Origin of the sequence: Dactylosporangium siamense (assembly GCF_016862795.1) — a bacterium.
Classification (GTDB): domain Bacteria; phylum Actinomycetota; class Actinomycetes; order Mycobacteriales; family Micromonosporaceae; genus Dactylosporangium; species Dactylosporangium siamense.
Window position 1 is genome coordinate 48,470 of the sequence record NZ_BONQ01000044.1, and the last position, 18,137, is coordinate 66,606.

Annotated in this window: 15 protein-coding genes; 13 read left to right on the top strand and 2 right to left on the bottom strand. The window is 71.3% G+C overall.

The annotated features are described in order from the left end of the window. Positions 1–2 precede the first annotated feature (2 nt). The 7 genes from Dsi01nite_RS14085 (at position 3) to Dsi01nite_RS14115 (ending at position 4,711) form a co-directional block, all read left to right on the top strand. Positions 3–1,142: a DUF2071 domain-containing protein gene (locus Dsi01nite_RS14085; RefSeq protein WP_203846580.1), complete on the top strand. Its 1,140-nt coding sequence runs from the start codon at positions 3–5 to the stop codon at positions 1,140–1,142. Further along, complete coding sequence (locus Dsi01nite_RS14090; protein WP_203846581.1) at positions 1,139–1,831, top strand: class I SAM-dependent methyltransferase; 693 nt, start codon at positions 1,139–1,141, stop codon at positions 1,829–1,831. The genes Dsi01nite_RS14085 and Dsi01nite_RS14090 overlap by 4 nt, the downstream gene beginning before the upstream one ends. Next, positions 1,828–2,238, top strand: a complete 411-nt coding sequence (locus tag Dsi01nite_RS14095) for a hypothetical protein (protein ID WP_203846582.1) — start codon at positions 1,828–1,830, stop codon at positions 2,236–2,238. Before Dsi01nite_RS14090 ends, Dsi01nite_RS14095 begins: the two co-directional genes overlap by 4 nt. Positions 2,239–2,285: 47 nt before the next feature. After that, a complete protein-coding gene (gene pcaD / locus Dsi01nite_RS14100) occupies positions 2,286–3,050 on the top strand; it encodes a 3-oxoadipate enol-lactonase (protein WP_239135889.1) in 765 nt (254 codons plus the stop codon). Between the two features lie 70 nt (positions 3,051–3,120). Further along, a complete protein-coding gene (locus tag Dsi01nite_RS14105; protein ID WP_203846583.1) occupies positions 3,121–3,591 on the top strand; it encodes a hypothetical protein in 471 nt (156 codons plus the stop codon). Further along, the gene (locus tag Dsi01nite_RS14110) at positions 3,588–3,776 is read left to right on the top strand and encodes a hypothetical protein (protein ID WP_203846584.1); all 189 of its coding nucleotides are present in this window, start codon (positions 3,588–3,590) and stop codon (positions 3,774–3,776) included. Before Dsi01nite_RS14105 ends, Dsi01nite_RS14110 begins: the two co-directional genes overlap by 4 nt. Then, on the top strand, positions 3,764–4,711 hold the full coding sequence (locus tag Dsi01nite_RS14115) for a nucleotidyl transferase AbiEii/AbiGii toxin family protein (protein WP_203846585.1): 948 nt from the start codon (positions 3,764–3,766) through the stop codon (positions 4,709–4,711). Before Dsi01nite_RS14110 ends, Dsi01nite_RS14115 begins: the two co-directional genes overlap by 13 nt. Here Dsi01nite_RS14115 and glgA read toward each other — a convergent pair. After that, positions 4,693–5,877, bottom strand: coding sequence for a glycogen synthase (gene glgA, locus Dsi01nite_RS14120; RefSeq protein ID WP_203846586.1), 1,185 nt, complete (start codon positions 5,875–5,877; stop codon positions 4,693–4,695). The genes Dsi01nite_RS14115 and glgA overlap by 19 nt on opposite strands. Positions 5,878–5,937: 60 nt before the next feature. Between glgA and glgC the strand changes: the two genes are divergently transcribed. From glgC to Dsi01nite_RS14150, 6 genes are all read left to right on the top strand, one after another. After that, positions 5,938–7,173, top strand: coding sequence for a glucose-1-phosphate adenylyltransferase (glgC, locus tag Dsi01nite_RS14125; RefSeq protein ID WP_203846587.1), 1,236 nt, complete (start codon positions 5,938–5,940; stop codon positions 7,171–7,173). A gap of 184 nt (positions 7,174–7,357) precedes the next feature. Then, complete coding sequence (locus Dsi01nite_RS14130; RefSeq protein ID WP_203846639.1) at positions 7,358–9,328, top strand: alpha-1,4-glucan--maltose-1-phosphate maltosyltransferase; 1,971 nt, start codon at positions 7,358–7,360, stop codon at positions 9,326–9,328. 20 nt (positions 9,329–9,348) lie between these two features. Further along, a complete protein-coding gene (gene treS / locus Dsi01nite_RS14135; RefSeq protein WP_203846588.1) occupies positions 9,349–11,082 on the top strand; it encodes a maltose alpha-D-glucosyltransferase in 1,734 nt (577 codons plus the stop codon). Positions 11,083–11,097: 15 nt separating this feature from the next. Next, complete coding sequence (locus tag Dsi01nite_RS14140; protein WP_203846589.1) at positions 11,098–12,435, top strand: maltokinase N-terminal cap-like domain-containing protein; 1,338 nt, start codon at positions 11,098–11,100, stop codon at positions 12,433–12,435. Positions 12,436–12,443: 8 nt separating this feature from the next. Then, positions 12,444–14,564: a 1,4-alpha-glucan branching protein GlgB gene (gene glgB / locus Dsi01nite_RS14145; RefSeq protein ID WP_203846640.1), complete on the top strand. Its 2,121-nt coding sequence runs from the start codon at positions 12,444–12,446 to the stop codon at positions 14,562–14,564. Positions 14,565–14,620: 56 nt separating this feature from the next. Next, complete coding sequence (locus Dsi01nite_RS14150; RefSeq protein WP_203846590.1) at positions 14,621–15,397, top strand: phosphotransferase; 777 nt, start codon at positions 14,621–14,623, stop codon at positions 15,395–15,397. Between the two features lie 30 nt (positions 15,398–15,427). Here the strand turns inward: Dsi01nite_RS14150 and rph are convergent, their stop codons facing one another. Then, positions 15,428–18,025: a rifamycin-inactivating phosphotransferase gene (gene rph, locus Dsi01nite_RS14155; protein ID WP_203846591.1), complete on the bottom strand. Its 2,598-nt coding sequence runs from the start codon at positions 18,023–18,025 to the stop codon at positions 15,428–15,430. Between the last annotated feature and the right edge of the window lie 112 nt (positions 18,026–18,137).

The following is an 18,137-nucleotide window of genomic DNA, read 5'->3' on the forward strand; positions in this document are numbered from 1 at the left end:
CCATGCTGCAGGCCATCCGCCGGCACCCGCTGCCGATGCGCACCCGGTTCGGGCATTCGCTCGTGCTCACGTACGCGCTGCCCCCGGCCGTCCTCGAGCCGCTGCTGCCGGCCGGGCTGACCCTCGACACGTACACCACGCCGGGCGGAACCACGCACGGGTTCGTCGCCGTCGGCGTCGTGTCGACCCTCGGCCTGCGACCGGCACCGCTGCCGGCCGGGCTCGGCCTGGACGCCGTCCTCACCGGCTACCGGATCTTCGCCAGGTTCCCGACCCCGGCCGGGAAGACCATGCGCGGGCTGTACATCCTGCGCAGCGACACCCACCGGCCCGTGCTCGCCGCCGTCGGGAACCTGCTCACCAGATACCGGTACCACCTGGCCCGGGTCCGGCTCACCCTCGACGGCACGACGCTGACCGCGACCGTCGACAGCCGCGACGGCGGCGCGGACCTCACGGTCACCGCCGACCTCGCGTCCCGGCCCGCACCGTTGCCGCCCGGGTCACCGTTCGGCGCGGAATCGCCCGGGTCACCGTTCGACGCGCGGTCACCCGGGTCACCATTCAACCCCAGATCACCGTTCAACCCGGAATCGACCGGGTCACCGCTCGACGCGCGGTCACCCGGGTCACCATTCAACCCCAGGGCACCGTTCGACGCGGAATCGTCCGGGTCGACGTTCGACGCGCGGTCGACGTTCGACGCGCGGTCGACGTTCGACGCGGGGTCACCAGCGGCGTCAACGTTCGACGCGGAATCGACGTCCGCCAGGACCTGCAGTGGGGGTTCGGCGCGGCGTGACAGCCTCCTAGGCACCGTACACCACCCCCGGAAATCGATCTCCGAAAGCGTTGCGCACCAGTCACGCTCCGTTGGATCCGGTGCGGCGCGGAGGTTTGCCGGACCGTTGCCCTACACCTTCGATCACGAACCGGCGACCAACTCCATCGTCGTGGTCAAAGCTCACCGTACCGCGTGGACGCCCGAGCCCGTCGCCGTCCACGTCACCCGGCAGACCTTCCTGGAGCGCGGGCCGTTCGCCGGGACAACGCCGGTCCTGGCGCAGGCGTTCCACGTCGCCGACCTCGACTACGGCTGGCACCGCGGGGTCCGCCGGGCCCTGGACGGGAGCGTGCGATGACCCGGATGGTCCGCTACAACTGGCCCAAGTATGTCGCCGCCGTCGCCGCGCTGCTCATCGTCGCCGCCCTCCCCTGGCCGTGGCGGCTGCTCGCCGTCCCGGGGGCGGCCGGGGTCGCGGTCAGCCTCGTCGCGACCTGGTGGGTCTACGACCACAGCAGCCTGTACCACTGGCGCTGGGCACTCAACCTGATCCCCGTCCCGACGCGGTACGCGGTGGTCAGCACCGGGCTCGACGAGATCAGCCCCACGCTCCGCGGCCTGCTTCCGGACGCCGAGCCGACCCTGCTGGACTGCTACGACCCCGTGGTCATGACCGAGCATTCGGTACGCCGGGCACGGAAGCTGAACCCTCCCCCGGCCGGATCGGTACCCGCGTCGGCGGGCGCGCTGCCCGTCGCCGAGGCGGACCAGGACGCGGTGTTCCTCGCGTTCGCCGCGCACGAGCTCCGCGAACCCGCCCAGCGGCGGGCCCTGTTCGCCGAGGTGGCGAGGGTGCTGCGGCCCGGCGGGCACCTGGTGCTCATCGAGCACTGCCGCGACGCGGTCACCGTCGCCGCGTACGGGCCGGGCGCCTGGCACTTCTACCCGCGCCGGGAATGGCTCCGGCTGGCCCGTGCGGCCCGGCTCACCCCGGCCGGCGAGGCGACGATGACGCCGCTCGTGCGGGCCCTGGTGTTCCGGCGGTGAGCATCGAGATGCAGTTGCGGCTCGTCGGCGTCGTGCTCGTCGGCCTGGGTCTCGGCCATGTGGCGCTGCCGCGGGTGCTGGCCTGGCGGCCGCAGTTCGCCGCGCTGGCGCCGTTGACCAGGCACGTGCTGTACACCCACACCTTCTTCATCGGTGTCATGTGTGTGCTGCTCGGGCTGGCGCCGCTGCTGCTCGCCCCGGATCTCCTCGCGCCCGGCAGCCGGGTGCACTCGGCCGTGCTCGGCGCCGAGTGCGTGTTCTGGGGGCTGCGGTGGGCGGCCCAGTTCGTGGCGTTCCCGCCGGCGACCTGGCGCGGGTCGCGGCTGCACCGGGTCGGGTACGCCGGGTTCACGCTGCTGTGGACGTGGATCGTCGCGGTCTTCGCAGCGGCATTGTTCACACGCTGACCCGCCGCCACGGACCGGTGCGGGGGTGGGCGTGGTACAACGACGCGGTGACGGCAACGACGCTGTTCCAGCGCACCAGTGGACCCCCCGGCGCGCCGGTCCTGCTGCTCGGCGGTTCGCTGGGCAGCAACCTCGACATGTGGCGCCCCCAGCTGCCCGCGCTCGCCGATCTGCGGGTGGTGCGCTTCGACCACCGCGGCCACGGTGCGTCGCCGGCGCCGCCCGGTCCGTACCGCCTGGACGACCTGGGCCGCGACGTCCTGGCGCTGCTCGACCGGCTCGGCATCGCGAAGGCCTCCTACTGCGGCCTGTCGCTGGGCGGGATGGTCGGCATGTGGCTGGCCGCCAACGCCCCGGACCGGATCGAGCGGCTCGTGTTGATCTGCACCGCGGCGCACCTGCCGCCCGCCGACGGTTGGGCCGCCCGCGCCGAGCAGGTCCGCTCGGCCGGCATGGGCAGCATCGCCGACGCCGTCCTCGGTCGCTGGTTCACGCCCCGGTTCCGGGCGGCGTTGCCGGCGAAGGTCGCGCCGTACCGGGCGATGATCGCGGCGTGCCCGGCGGAGGGGTATGCGGGTTGCTGCGAGGCGATCGGCGGCATGGACCTGCGCGACGACCTGCCGAGGATCACGGCGCCGACGCTGGTCATCGCCGGCGCCGACGACCCGGCGACCCCGCCGGAGCACGGTGAGCGCATCCACGCGGGGATCGCCGGCAGCCGCCTGGTCGTGCTGCCGGGCGCCGCCCACCTCGCCAACGTCGAGCAGGCGGTGGTGATCGGCCAGCTCATCAAGGACCACGTCAGTGGATAGCCCCTCATCAAGAACCAAATCAAGAACCAAATCAAGAACCGCATCAGGTACCGCATCAAGGACCGCGTCGGTGGACAGCTTCGAGACCCACGTGACGGTGGACTTCGACGAGCGGCTGCCGGCGTGGGCCGCCGGGGCGGGCCTGAAGTACACGAGGATCCGGCTCGCCCGGGGCGCGACGACGGACCAGCCGATGCTGACCGGCACCGGCCACGGTGACCTGGCGGCGCAGCGCGCCACGGCGGAGGCCCTCGTGGACCGGTTGCGCGGCGACGGGTTCACGGTGCGGCGGGTGAAGATCGAGGCCGCGCCGTGGAACAGCGCGGTGCCGGTGGAGCCGGGTCCGACCGGCGAGTGCTACTTCGAGCACCACGTGAAGCTGGTCCTGCGCGGCGGGGACGAGCCCACGGGCACGAGCGCCGCGGGGACGTGGAAGGCCGGGAAGAGGAGCAGGCCCGGCGGGTCGCGGAGGCGCACGGCGCGCACCTGTCCCGCAACGCCCGGCGGGTCCGCGACGACGGCCGGCACGAGCGGTTCGTGACGCAGCGCTGCCGCGACATGGGTCGCCCGCAGGCCCGGGAGCGCCTCGACGCGCTGATCGCGGCCCTGACCGCCCATCGCCTGACACCGGTCGAGGTCGAGGAGGAGTACGTGCTGGTCGAAGTCGAGGAGGAGTACGTGCTGGTCGACGACAACCCGGAGCTGGACGCCGGATGGATCCGCTGACCGCCGCGCACCGGGACGTCCTCGACCACGTCCTGGCCGTCGTCGCCGGCGAACCGGTCGGCGACTCGCTCGTCCTGCGGGGCAGCATGACGATGCCCGCGTGGGTCGGCGGCCGGGCCCGCCCGCCGGGCGACCTCGACTGGGTGGTCCTGCCGGTGGTGGTGCGGGGGCTGGACGGCCGCGACCCGTATCCGTACGTGGAGCGGATCGACCCCGTCCAGTACTGGCCGGAGGCGACGCAGGGTGCCGGCCGCGCCCAGCCGTGGGAGTTCCAGGACGAGGCGACCGGTGGTGTCCGGGCCCTGCTGCCGCCGGACGGCCTGACCTGGATCCACGCGGCGGACATCGACGACGTCGACCAGCCGCACCTGACCGTGCTGGAGGCCCTCGAACGGCGGCCCCGGACGCCGGGCGGGGCGGTCCTCGACGTCGCCAACGCCGTGCCCGACGGTGAGTGGGACTACGCCGCCCACAACCTCGACTACCGCGAGTTCGCCGGTGCCCGGGTGCGCATCCCGTGGCGGGCCGGCGACCTGACCGGCGACGTCCAGCTCGACTTCTCCTACGACGAGACGCTGCCGGAGCCGCCGGTGCTGACCGCGGTCCCGCGCGGCTCGGGCGGCACCCCGACGACCGTGTGGACGGCGAGCCGGGCGCTGTCGTTGCTGTGGAAGCTGCGGTGGCTGGCGGACGACCTGGCCCGTGACGGCGCTACCCAAAGCAAGGACGTCTACGACGCGGTGCTGCTGGGCGAGCTGGAGGGTGTCAACCTCTCACCCCGGCTGCGCCGCCTGCTGCCGTCCCTCGACCCGGCCGCGGTCCGCACGATGGCCGTCGACTGGTCCGGCCACCCCGTCCACGACCCGGAGAGCTGGCTGGACCGCCTGGCGTGGGCGGTCCAGCAGCACTGCGAGAACTACGAGACGGACCGGTAGACGTCCAGGGTCTGCTGGGCGATCGCCGACCAGGAGAAGTGGTCCAGGGCCCGCTGCCGCCCGGCCCGGCCGAACTCGGCGGCCCTGGCCGGCTCCTCCAGCAGCTCGTTCATCGCGTCGGCGAGGTCGCCGACGAACTTGGCGTCGTCCAGTGGCGTGCCGGATCCGTCGCTGACCTGTTCGATCGGCACGAGCAGACCGGTCGACCGGTCCGCGACGACCTCCGGGATGCCTCCGGTGGCGGTCGCCACGACCGCGGTCTGGCAGGCCATGGCCTCGAGGTTGACGATGCCCATCGGCTCGTAGATCGACGGGCAGACGAACAGCGTGGCGTGGGTGAGGACCTGGATGACCTCGCGTTTCGGCAGCATCTCCTGGACCCAGATGACGCCGGAGCGGGTGGCCCGCAGGTCGTCGGCGAGCGCGGTCACCTCGGCCGCGATCTCCGGGGTGTCGGGGGCCCCGGCGAGCAGGACCAGCTGCACGTCGGCGGGGAGCCGCCGGGCCGCCCGCAGCAGGTACGGCAGGCCCTTCTGGCGGGTGATCCGGCCGACGTAGACGACGCTGGGCCTGGTGGGGTCGACGCCGAGCCGGGTCATGACGTCGGTGCCGGGGTCCGGCGCGTACTGCTCGGTGTCGATGCCGTTGTAGATGACGTGGACGCGGTCGGGGTCGACGCGGGGGTACGCCTTGAGCACGTCGGCCTTCATCCCGGCGGAGACGGCGACGACGGCGTCGGCGGCCTCGATCGCGGTCCGCTCGCACCAGGAGGAGAGCGCGTAGCCGCCGCCGAGCTGGTCGGCCTTCCAGGGGCGCAGCGGCTCGAGGCTGTGGCTGGTGATGACGTGCGGGACGCCGTGCAGGAGTTTGGCGGTGTGCCCGGCGAAGTTGGCGTACCAGGTATGGCTGTGCACCAGGTCGGTCCCGGCCGCACCCGCGGCCATCTCCAGGTCGACACCCATGGTCCGCAGGGCAGCATTCGCTCCCGAAAGACCGGAGGGGTCCTGGTAACCGATCACGCCGGCTTCGCTGCGAGGGGCGCCAAAGCAGTGCACTCGCACGTCCAGAGGTAGGCGGCGCAGTTCACGCGCCAGGTACTCCAGGTGAACGCCGGCTCCGCCGTAGACGTCCGGGGGATACTCTCGAGTTAACAGGTCCACGCGCACATCGGAAGACTAATCCTGTTCGTCTGGCGCAACACGCCGGACACGTTTAGCGTCTCGACCATGGCCGCCAAAAAAGTCCTCGCGATCGTCCTCGCCGGCGGCGAGGGCAAGCGATTGATGCCCTTGACCGCTGACCGGGCGAAGCCGGCCGTGCCGTTCGGCGGGATCTACCGCCTGATCGACTTCGTGCTGTCGAACCTGGCCAACGGCGGCTACCTGAAGATGGTCGTGCTGACCCAGTACAAGTCGCACTCCCTGGACCGGCACGTGACCAAGACGTGGCGGATGTCGACGCTGCTGGGCAACTACGTGACGCCGGTGCCGGCGCAGCAGCGGCTCGGGCCGCGCTGGTTCGCCGGGTCCGCGGACGCGATCTACCAGAGCCTGAACCTCATCAACGACGAGCGGCCCGACTACGTGATCGTGTTCGGCGCGGACCACATCTACCGGATGGACCCGGAGCAGATGATGCGCCAGCACATCGAGTCGGGGGCGTCGGTGACGGTCGCCGGGATCCGCCAGCCGCTGTCCAGCGCCGACCAGTTCGGGGTGATCGAGGTCGCCGACGACGGAAGGCAGATCTCCGCGTTCCGGGAGAAGCCCCGCGACGCCAGGGGCCTGCCGGACGCGCCGGATGAGATCTTCGCGTCGATGGGCAACTACATCTTCACGACCGCGGCGCTGATCGAGGCGGTCACCCGCGACGCGCAGGACCCGTCCAGCAAGCACGACATGGGCGGCAACATCATCCCGTACTTCGTCGACAAGCACGAGGCGGCCGTCTACGACTTCAGCAACAACGTCGTGCCGGGCAGCTCGGAGCGGGACAAGGGCTACTGGCGCGACGTCGGGACCCTGGACTCGTTCTACGAGGCCAACATGGATCTCATCGCCGTGCAGCCGGTGTTCAACCTGTACAACTTCGAGTGGCCGATCTACACGGGCAACAGTCCGTGGCCGCCGGCGAAGTTCGTGCACGGCTGGGGTGAGCGCGTGGGGCGGGCGGTCGGCTCGATGATCTCCCCCGGGGCGGTCATCTCCGGTGCGCTGGTGGAGAACTCCGTCGTGTCCCCCAACGTCAAGGTCCACTCGTGGGCGCACGTCGAGGGTTCGGTGCTGATGGAGGGCGTCGACATCGGGCGGCACGCCGTGGTGCGCAACGCCATCCTGGACAAGAACGTGATCGTGCCCGAGGGCGCCGAGATCGGCGTCGACCTGGAGAAGGACCGGACCCGCTACACGGTGTCCGAGGGCGGGATCGTGGTCATCGGCAAGGGTCAACGCATCGAGCCGTAGCAAATCGTCGCTGACGCTGCCAACCCCGCGCGGATTCGATACGGTGAGGATCATGGGTACCCCGACACCCGAGAAGCTCGACATCGCCCGGACCGACACCGAGACCGCGCTCGCCACCGAGGATCCGGTGGTGGTCGCCGACGCGCCCGCGAGCACCTGGCAGGCCGCCACCGGTCCCGGCGTGGTGACCGGCAACCGGTTCCCGATCGAGCAGGTCACCCCGCAGGTCGAGGGTGGCCGGTTCCCGGCGAAGGCCGTCGTCGGGGAGCTGGTCCCGGTGACCGCGGTCGCCTACCGCGAGGGTCACTCGATGATGGGCTGCAACGTGGTCCTCATCGGCCCGGACGGCAGGGAGGGCCCGTTCACCCGGATGGGACCGGGTGCGCCGGGCACCGACCGCTGGCACGGCACGATGCGGCCCGACGCGGTCGGCGCGTGGACGTTCGCGGTCGAGGCGTTCTCCGACCCGTATCTGACCTGGCACGACGCGGTGACCAAGAAGATCGGCGCCGGGCAGGGCCTGCAGGACCTCGGCAACGACCTGGCCGAGGGCGCGGTGCTGCTCAACCAGGCGGCGACCGGTGTCCCGGCGGCCGAGCGGGGCCGGGTGACCGGCGCGGCGCAGGCCCTCGCGGACGCGTCGATCCCGTTGTTCGCCCGGGTCTCCCCCGCGCTCGGCCTGACCGACGTGCTGTGGCGGTATCCGGTGCGCCAGCACGTGACCAGGTCCAAGGAGCTGCCGATCTGGTGCGACCGCCAGCGGGCGCTGTTCTCCGCGTGGTACGAGTTCTTCCCCCGGTCCGAGGGCGCCGTCGTCGACGAGCACGGAAAACCGGTCACGCACGGCACGTTCGCGTCCGCGACACCGCGGCTGCAGCAGGTCGCCGACCTCGGGTTCGACGTGGTGTACCTGCCGCCGATCCACCCGATCGGCCGGGTGAACCGCAAGGGTCCGAACAACACCCTGGTCGCCGGCCCGCAGGACATCGGCTCGCCGTGGGCGATCGGCGCCGCCGAGGGCGGCCACGACACGATCCACCCGGACCTCGGCACCCTGGAGGACTTCCGGGCGTTCGTCGCCGCCGCGCACGAGGCCGGCGTGGAGATCGCGATGGACCTGGCGCTGCAGTGCGCGCCGGACCACCCGTGGGTCACCGAGCACCCCGAGTGGTTCACCACCAGGGCGGACGGTTCGATCGCGTACGCGGAGAACCCGCCGAAGAAGTACCAGGACATCTACCCGCTGAACTTCGACAACGACCCGCTCGGCATCCGGGACGAGGTGCTCCGGGTCGTGCTGCACTGGGTCGAGAACGGCGTGAAGATCTTCCGGGTCGACAACCCGCACACCAAGCCGGTCGGGTTCTGGCACTGGATCATCGACGAGGTCAAGTCGGTCGAGCCCGACGTGCTGTTCCTGGCGGAGGCGTTCACCCGGCCCGCGATGATGCACGGCCTCGGCAAGCACGGCTTCACCCAGTCCTACACGTATTTCACCTGGCGGGTGCAGGCGTGGGAGCTGCGGGACTACGTGCAGGAGCTGATCGCGGCCGCGGACTACATGCGGCCCAACTTCTGGCCGAACACGCCGGACATCCTGCCCGAGCATCTGCAGCACGGCGGCCCGCCGATGTTCAAGATCCGGGCGGTCCTGGCGAGCCTGCTCAGCCCGTCCTGGGGCATGTATGCGGGCTTCGAGCTGTTCGAGCACCTGCACCGGCCGGGTTCCGAGGAGTACCTCGACAACGAGAAGTTCCAGCTGCGTCCGCGCGACTGGGCCGCCGCCGAGGCCGCCGGGGAGTCCCTGGCGCCGTACCTCAGGAAACTCAACCACGTCCGCCGGGACAACCCGGCGCTGCACTGGTTGCGCAACACGGTGTTCCACGGCATCGACAACGAGCAGGTCCTGTGTTTCTCGAAGCGGGACCCCGACAGCGACAACACCGTCCTGGTCGTGGTGTCGCTGGATTCGCAGAACGTCCAGTGGGGTAACACCACCCTGGACATGCCCGCGCTCGGTTTCGACTGGCACGAGCGGTTCACGGTGCGCGACGAGCTCACCGGTGCGACCTTCGACTGGGGACAGCACAACGCGATCCGGCTCGACCCTCTCTACGAGCCGGCGCACGTGTTCACGGTGCACCGTCACCGGTAACAAGCAAGGTAGGTGGCAGCATGACGGATCCGGTCGAAGGCACCCACGTCACGGACGGCACGGTCGAACATCCATCCGCCAGTGACTTCGGCAACGCGCGAATCCTGCCGAAGGACGAGACCTGGTATCAACGCGCGGTGTTCTACGAGGTGCTCGTGCGGGCGTTCGCCGACTCGAACGCCGACGGCTCGGGGGACCTTCAGGGCCTCATCGGCCAGCTGGACTACCTGCAGTGGCTGGGCGTCGACTGCCTCTGGCTGCCGCCGTTCTACGACTCGCCGTTGCGTGACGGCGGCTACGACATCCGCGACTTCTACAAGGTGCTGCCGGACTTCGGCACCGTCGAGGACTTCGTGGAGCTGCTCGACGCGGCCCACAAGCGTGGCATCCGGGTCATCACCGACCTGGTCATGAACCACACGTCGGACTCGCACCTGTGGTTCCAGGAGTCGCGGCGGGACCCGACCGGGCCCTACGGCGACTACTACGTGTGGAGCGACGACAACACCGCCTACTCCGACGCGCGGATCATCTTCGTGGACACCGAGGAGTCGAACTGGACGTTCGACCCGGTGCGCCGGCAGTTCTACTGGCACCGGTTCTTCCACCACCAGCCGGACCTCAACTACGAGAACCCGGAGGTCCAGCGGGAGATGCTGGACGTGCTGCGGTTCTGGCTCGGGCTCGGCATCGACGGGTTCCGCCTCGACGCGGTGCCGTACCTGTTCGAGGACGAGGGCACCAACTGCGAGAACCTGCCGGCGACGCACGAGTTCCTGCGCCGCTGCCGCAAGGTGGTCGACGACGAGTTCCCCGGCCGGGTCCTGCTCGCCGAGGCCAACCAGTGGCCGGCCGACGTCGTGCAGTATTTCGGCGACGGCGACGAGTGCCACATGGCGTTCCACTTCCCGCTGATGCCGCGCATCTTCATGGCGGTGCGCCGCGAGTCGCGCTTCCCGATCTCGGAGATCCTGGCGCACACGCCGGAGATCCCGGCGAACTGCCAGTGGGGCATCTTCCTGCGCAACCACGACGAGCTGACCCTCGAGATGGTCACCGACGAGGAACGCGACTACATGTACGCGGAGTACGCCAAGGACCCGCGGATGCGCGCGAACGTCGGCATCCGGCGGCGGCTGGCGCCGCTGCTGGAGAACGACCGCAACCAGATCGAGCTGTTCACGGCGCTGCTGCTGTCGCTGCCGGGTTCACCGGTGCTGTATTACGGCGACGAGATCGGCATGGGCGACAACATCTGGCTCGGCGACCGCGACGGTGTGCGCACCCCGATGCAGTGGACGCCCGACCGCAACGCCGGGTTCTCGCAGGCGAACCCGGGGCGGCTGTACCTGCCGGCGATCCAGGACCACGTGTACGGGTACCAGTCGATCAACGTCGAGGCGCAGAAGGAGAGCTCGACGTCGGTGCTGAACTGGACCCGGACGATGCTCGCGGTCCGGCGCAGGCACGAGGCGTTCGCCGTCGGCACGTTCCGGGAGCTCGGCGGGTCCAACCCGTCGGTCCTCGCATATGTGCGCATCCACGACGAGGATGTGGTGCTGTGCGTCAACAACCTGTCGCGCTTCCCGCAGCCGATCGAGCTCAACCTGCAGCAGTGGGCCGGGTTCACCCCGATCGAGCTCACCGGTCACGTCCAGTTCCCGAACGTCGGGCACCTGCCCTACCTGCTCACCCTGCCAGGCCACGGCTTCTACTGGTTCCAGCTGTGCGGCCCGCCGGCTGAGCAGAGCTGAGGAGAGACACCCATCATGACTGCCCTGCCGTTCACCGACTGGCTGCCGCATCAGCGGTGGTACGCGGGCCGTAACCGCACCCTGACCGACGTCCGCCCGGCGGTCGTCACGCCGCTGCCCGACCAGGTCGACCACGTGCTGCTCGACGCGCACTACGAGGACGGCGGCACCGAGCGCTACCAGGTGTTCGTCGGCTGGGACCTCAACGTCATCAGCGAGCTGCAGGCCGCGGCGCTGATCGGCGCCGACGGCGACCACACCGGCTCCGACGCCCTCTACGACGAGCAGTGCGCGCAGCGGCTCCTCGGCCTGATCGACACCGGTGCGACCGTCGACGGGGTCCGGTTCGTGCCGGAGCCGGGGGTGGCGCTGCCGGTCCAGGCGCCGGCCCGGGTCGTGGACGCGGAGCAGAGCAACACCAGCGTCGTGTTCGACAGCGCCGCGATCCTCAAGGTCTTCCGGCGGGTGTCCCCCGGCATCAACCCGGACCTGGAGCTCAACCGGGTCCTCGCCCGGGCCGGCTGCCCCAACGTGGCCCGGCTCCTCGGCGCGGTCGAGAGCAGCGACCCCGACGGCGCACCCGTCACGCTCGCCATGGTCACCGAATACGCGCAGAACTCCGCCGAGGGCTGGGCGATGGCCGCGACCAGCGCCCGGGACCTGTTCGCCGAGCACGACCTGAACCCGGAGGAGGTCGGCGGCGACTTCGCCGGCGAGTCGTGGCGGCTCGGTGAGGCGGTCGCGCACGTGCACCGCACCCTCGCCGTCGAGCTCGGCTCCGAGGTGGCCCCGGCACCGGCCGGGGCGATGCTGGCCAGGCTCGACGCCGCGGTGCAGGCGGTGCCGCAGCTGGCCGAGTTCGTGCCGGGCGCGCAGGCGATGTTCCGCGACGCCGGCGACGACCCGATCAAGGTCCAGCGCATCCACGGAGACCTCCACCTGGGCCAGGTGCTGCGCACCCCCGAGTCGTGGCTGTTGATCGACTTCGAGGGTGAGCCGGGGGTACCGGTGGAGCAGCGCCGCCGCCCCGACTCGGTGCTGCGCGACGTCGCCGGGATGTTGCGCTCCTACGAGTACGCGGCCTACCAGCTGCTCGTCGGCGAGGAGGGCGACGAGGCCCTCGCCGAGCGGGCCCGGCAGTGGGTGGACCGTAACCGGACCGCCTTCTGCGACGGTTATGCTGCCGCCGCCGGCTACGACCCCCGCGAGGACCAGGCGTTGCTGTGCGCCTACGAGCTGGACAAAGCGGTCTACGAGACCGCCTACGAGTCCCGGCACCGGCCGACCTGGCTGCGGATCCCCCTGCAGTCCATCGAGCGGCTGGTCAAGGGCTCCTTGACGGAACCCAGGTGACGGAGCTTATGAATCTCGACGACCTCATCGCCGGCCGGTCCCATGACCCGCACGGCATCCTCGGCGCCCACCCAGTGGGAGGTGACCGTGCCGACACGACCGTGATCCGGGCGTTGCGCCGGGGCGCCGGCACCGTCGCGGTCGTGGCCGACGACGAGCGGTACCCGATGCGGCAGGTGCACGGCGAGGGCGTCTTCGAGGCCGAGCTGCCCGGCATCGTCACCGACTACCGCATCGACGCCGACGGGGTGGTGACCGACGACCCGTACCGGCACCTGCCGACCGTCGGCGAGCTCGACCTGCACCTGATCCAGGAGGGCCGGCACGAGCGGCTGTGGACGGTCCTCGGCGCGCAGACCCGCCCCGGCGGGGTCGCGTTCGCGGTGTGGGCGCCGAACGCCCGCGGGGTCCGGGTCGTGGGCGACTTCACCGGCTGGGACGTGCACGCCGGCTGGCCGATGCGCTCCCTGGGCGGCAGCGGCGTGTGGGAGCTGTTCGTGCCCGGCGCGCAGGCCGGCCACCGGTACAAGTTCCGCCTGCTCACCCCCGACGACGGCTGGGTCGAGAAGGCCGACCCCCTGGCGCAGCACACCGAGGTCCCGCCGGCGACGGCGTCGGTGGTGTACCGCTCCGGCTACGACTGGAAGGACGGCGACTGGCTCGCCCAGCGCGCCGAGCGCCGCACCCACGAGGCGCCGGTCAGCGTCTACGAGGTCCACCTCGGCTCGTGGCGGCCCGGTCTGTCCTATGTGGAGCTCGCGGACCAGCTGACCGAGTACGTCAGCGACCTCGGCTTCACCCACGTCGAGTTCCTGCCGGTCATGGAGCACCCGTTCGGCGGCTCCTGGGGCTACCAGGTCACCGGCTACTACGCGCCGACGGCCCGCTTCGGCAACCCCGACGAGTTCCGCTACCTGGTGGACCGCCTGCACCAGGCCAACATCGGCGTCATCCTCGACTGGGTCCCGGCCCACTTCCCGAAGGACGCCTGGGCCCTGGCCCGTTTCGACGGCACCCCGCTGTACGAGCACGGCGACTGGCGGCGCGGCGAACACCCCGACTGGGGCACCCTGATCTTCGACTTCGGCCGCTCCGAGGTCCGCAACTTCCTCGTCGCCAACGCCCTCTACTGGTGCGACGAGTTCCACGCCGACGCGCTGCGGGTCGACGCCGTCGCCTCCATGCTCTACCTCGACTACTCCCGCGAGCACGGGCAGTGGGCCCCGAACCAGTACGGCGGCCGGGAGAACCTCGACGCGATCTCCTTCCTGCAGGAGGCGAACGCGACCGTCTACAAGCACCACCCCGGGATCATGATGATCGCCGAGGAGTCCACGGCGTGGCTCGGCGTCACCCGCCCCACCGACGCCGGCGGTCTCGGCTTCGGCTTCAAGTGGAACATGGGCTGGATGCACGACACCCTGACCTACGTCGCCAAGGACCCGGTGTACCGCCAGTACCACCACAACCAGATGACGTTCGCCACGGTGTACGCCTGGAGCGAGAACTACCTGCTGCCGATCAGCCACGACGAGGTCGTGCACGGCAAGGGTTCCCTCGTCGGCAAGATGCCCGGCGACCTGTGGAAGAAGCTGGCCAACGCCCGCGCGCTGCTGGCGTACATGTGGTCCTTCCCCGGCAAGCAGCTGCTCTTCATGGGCTGCGAGCTCGGCGACGAGCAGGAGTGGAGCGAGGAACGCGGTCTGGACTGGGGCCTGCTGCACGACCCGCAGCGCGCCGGCCTGCAACGCCTGGTCCGCGACCTCAACGGCGTCTACGCCCGCACCTCGGCCCTGTGGAGCCAGGACATCACCCCCGACGGCTTCCGCTGGATCAACAACGAGGACTCCGGCGGCAACGTCTTCTCCTACCTGCGCTGGGGCACCGACGGCTCCGCGGTCGCGGTCGTCGTCAACTTCGCCGCCCACCCGCACGAGGGCTACCGCGTCGGCCTGCCCTTCACCGGCCGCTGGGCGGAGATCCTCAACACCGACGCCGACGTCTACGGCGGTTCGGGCGTGGGCAACATGGGCGCCGTCGAGGCCACCGCCGTGCCGTGGAACGGCCTGCCGGCCTCCGCCGAGCTCCGCGTCCCGCCGCTCGGCGCCCTCTGGCTCAAGCTCGGCTGACCCGCCCGCCGCTAAATCGGGTGCGACCGGCACCCGGCGGCGGGTATACAGCATCGATGAGCGAAGAGACCCTGGCCGGCGGCAACACCGTCGGTGCGGTGCGGATCGGCGACGTGGTCCACAAGGAGGCGTCGCCGTGGACGCCGACGGTGCACGCGGTGCTGCGGCACCTGGAGGACGCCGGGTTCGACGGCGCGCCCAGGGCGCTCGGCTTCGACGACCAGGGCCGCGAGATGCTCACCTACCTGCCCGGGGAGACCGCCGCCGGCCGGTTCCCGTGGCCGGCGTGGACGTTCACCGACGCGACGCTCACCCAGGTCGGCCGGTGGCTGCGCCGCGTCCATGACCTGACCGCCGGTTTCGTGCCGGCGGCGGACGCCCAGTGGTTCGCCGGACGGACGATGCGACCCGGTGACATCATCGGCCACCAGGACGCGGCCCCGTACAACGCGGCGGTCCTCGACGGTGACCGCCTCGTCGGCTTCTTCGACTGGGACACCGCGGGTCCGTCGACGCGGGAGTACGACCTGGCGCTCTCGGCGCTGTGGTGGGTGCCGCTGTGCCCGGCGGACGTGGCCGACGGGCTGGGCTTCCACGACAACGCGGACCGGTCCCGGCGCGTGCATCTGCTGCTCGACGCGTACGGCTACGACGGTGACCGGCCCGCCTTCGGCGAGGTGTTCGTGCAGCGGGCGCGGCGGCAGGCCGCGATCATGCGGGAGATGGCCGCCGCCGGGGACCGGGCCGCGATCGCGCTGCTGCCGGTCGCGGGCTACATCGAGGCGTCCGCGGCCGACATCGAGGCGCAACCGGCCGGCTTCTGGACCCGCTGACCAGGTGCTGACCAGGCGCTGACGGGTGCGTCACGGCAGGAGCTCGACGTACCCGTCACCGCCGTGCACCCGGATCCGCTGCCCGTCGGCGATCAGCCGGGTGGCGTCCACGACACCGACGACCGCCGGCAGGCCGTACTCCCGGGCGATCACCGCGCCGTGGGTCATCGCCCCGCCGACCTCCGTCACCAGGCCCGCGACGGCGACGAAGAGGGGCGTCCAGCTCGGGTCGGTGTGGGTGGTGACGAGGATGTCACCCGCCTCCAGGTCGGCCTCGGCCAGGTCGACGATGACGCGGGCGCGGCCTTCGACGGTCCCGGCGGAGACCGGCACGCCGATCAGGGCGCCGGCCGGCACGTCGTCGCGGCGGTACGCCCCGGTGAGGGCCTCGCCGTCGGACGTCAGCACCCGGGGTGGCGTGAGCGCGTGATAGGACCGGAACGCGTCCTTGCGGCGGTGGATCAGCTGGTGATCCACCCGGTTCGAGCGCACGGCGTCGTGGAACTCGGCGAACGTGAGGTAGAAGACGTCCTCCCGCTCGGGCAGGACACCGGCCCGCACGAGCCGGTCGGCCTCGGCCAGCAGGGCCTGCTTGTAGACGAAGTAGCGGCTGATGATGCCGTACTTCGGGTACTCCCGGTAGCCGATGAACGTCCGGACCCGGTCGATCATCCGCTTGGTCTCGGCGGCCTTCCGCTCACCGTCCGGCAGGGCCAGCAGCCGGGCCAGCACCTCCTGCTCCTTCTGCTGCGCGTCGCGCCGTCCCTGCTCGAAGCGGCGCCCGGCGGCGCCCGGCGCGAAGAGCTTGACGTTGTCGAGGATCAGCGGCACCAGCGTGCTGGGGCGTTCCCGCCACCGCGGCCGGGTGATGTCGATCTCGCCGACGCAGCGCATGCCGTAGCGGTCGAGGTAGGCCTCGATGGCGTCGCGCGCCTCGGTCCCGCCCGCGAGCTTCGGCAGCTCGTCCAGGAAACCGTCGTCCCCGACGTCCCGCAGGTACGCCACCACCTGCGGATGCGGGCGGACCGCGTCGGCGACGTCGAGCAGCGCCAGTCCCATCTCCGACGTGATGTTGCCGGGGGCGGACAGCGTGAGGGTGTCGGCCGCGTTCTTCTCGCCCAGCCATTCCAGCAGTTGGTCGTTGAGCCACCAGGTGGCCTCCATCCCCGCCATGATCGCCTGGAAGTTCAGCGGCTCGCCGAGGACCCGCTTGTGCTCCTGGAAGGCCTCCAGCAGGAAGTCGAACAGCGCCGGTCCGCTCACCGTCGCGATGTCGCGGCGCAGCGCGGCGATGGACGCCTCGCTGCGCTCGATCAGTCCGGTGACGATGGCCGGATCGGTCCCGATCGGCGCCGGTGCGGCACCCGGTGGCCGGCCGGGCGCCGGGTCCGGCCGCGGGTCGGGTTGCGTCGGCACGAAGTCGTCGCGGTCCAGGACGGTCTCCAGCGCGTCCCTGACCAGCGGATCGCCCTTGCCCATGACCTCCAGGAGCGCGGCGCGGCCCGCGGGTGTGGCCAGGCGCCCGGTGACGTCGACGAACAGCCGCCCGCCGGCCTCGTGCATCGCCACCATGGCCGTCAGCTGCCAGCACGACAGCCCCAGGGGCTTCATGGGGTCGGTCATCATCTGCCCGTGACCGACCGAGACGTAGACGTGGGGCTCCTGGTCGCCGGTCTCGGGGATGGGGAACAGCGTGGTGATCGGCCGGCTCTGCACGATCTGGAAGTCGTCGCCGGCCAGGCACCACTCGATGTCCTGCGGGCGGCCGAACTCCGCCTCGATCCGCCGGCCGAGCCGCACGAGCCGCACGACCTGCGCGTCCGTCAGCGCCGGCTGGTCGCGCCGGTGCGGGTCGACCGCCACCTCCTGCGTCCCGCCCGCCGGCAGGGGCTGGACGGCGCGCAGTTTGGCGGCGACCGACCTGGCGACGATCTCGCCGTCGCGCACCTGGAAGACGTCCGGGTTCACCAGCCCGGAGACCAGGGCCTCGCCGAGGCCGAACCCGGCGTCCACGGTGGCGACCTTCCGGTTGCCCGTGACGGGGTCGGCGGTGAACAGGATGCCGGACGCGTCCGGAAACACCATGCGCTGCACGACCACGGCCATGTGCACCGTGCGGTGGTCGAAGCCGTTGCGCAGCCGGTAGGTCACGGCCCGCTCGGTGAACAGCGACGCCCAGCACCGGGCGATGTGCCGGAGGATCTCGGCCGGCCCCACGACGTTGAGGAACGTGTCCTGCTGGCCGGCGAAGGAGGCCGTCGGCAGGTCCTCCGCCGTCGCGCTGGACCGCACGGCGTAGGCGGCGTCCTCACCGTGCCGCGCGAGCGCGCCGGCGACCGCCGCCGCCAGGTCGGCCGGGATGGTGACGCCTTCGACGGTCCGGCGGATCCGCGCGCTGAGCGCGCCGATCGCGTCCCGGTCGTCCGGGTCCAGGCGCGCCAGCCGGTCGAGCTGTTCGTCCATCGCCGGCGCCTCCGCCAGGATCTGCCGGTAGGCGGCCGTCGTCACGCAGAACCCGGACGGCACCCGGACGCCGTCGATCCGCGCCAGCCCGCCCAGGTGCGCGGCCTTGCCCCCGACGGCCGCGACCTGCGTCGCGTAAACCTCTTGAAGATCCACCACAGCCATGCCGCGCCCCCACTTCCCCATCGGCGCCGTGCCCGGCCGCCGATTCTGCGCCACGACCCGGGTCTTGCCGCAAGCCCCCTGGTGCGCTATACGTTAGAAGTGGCAGGGAGTT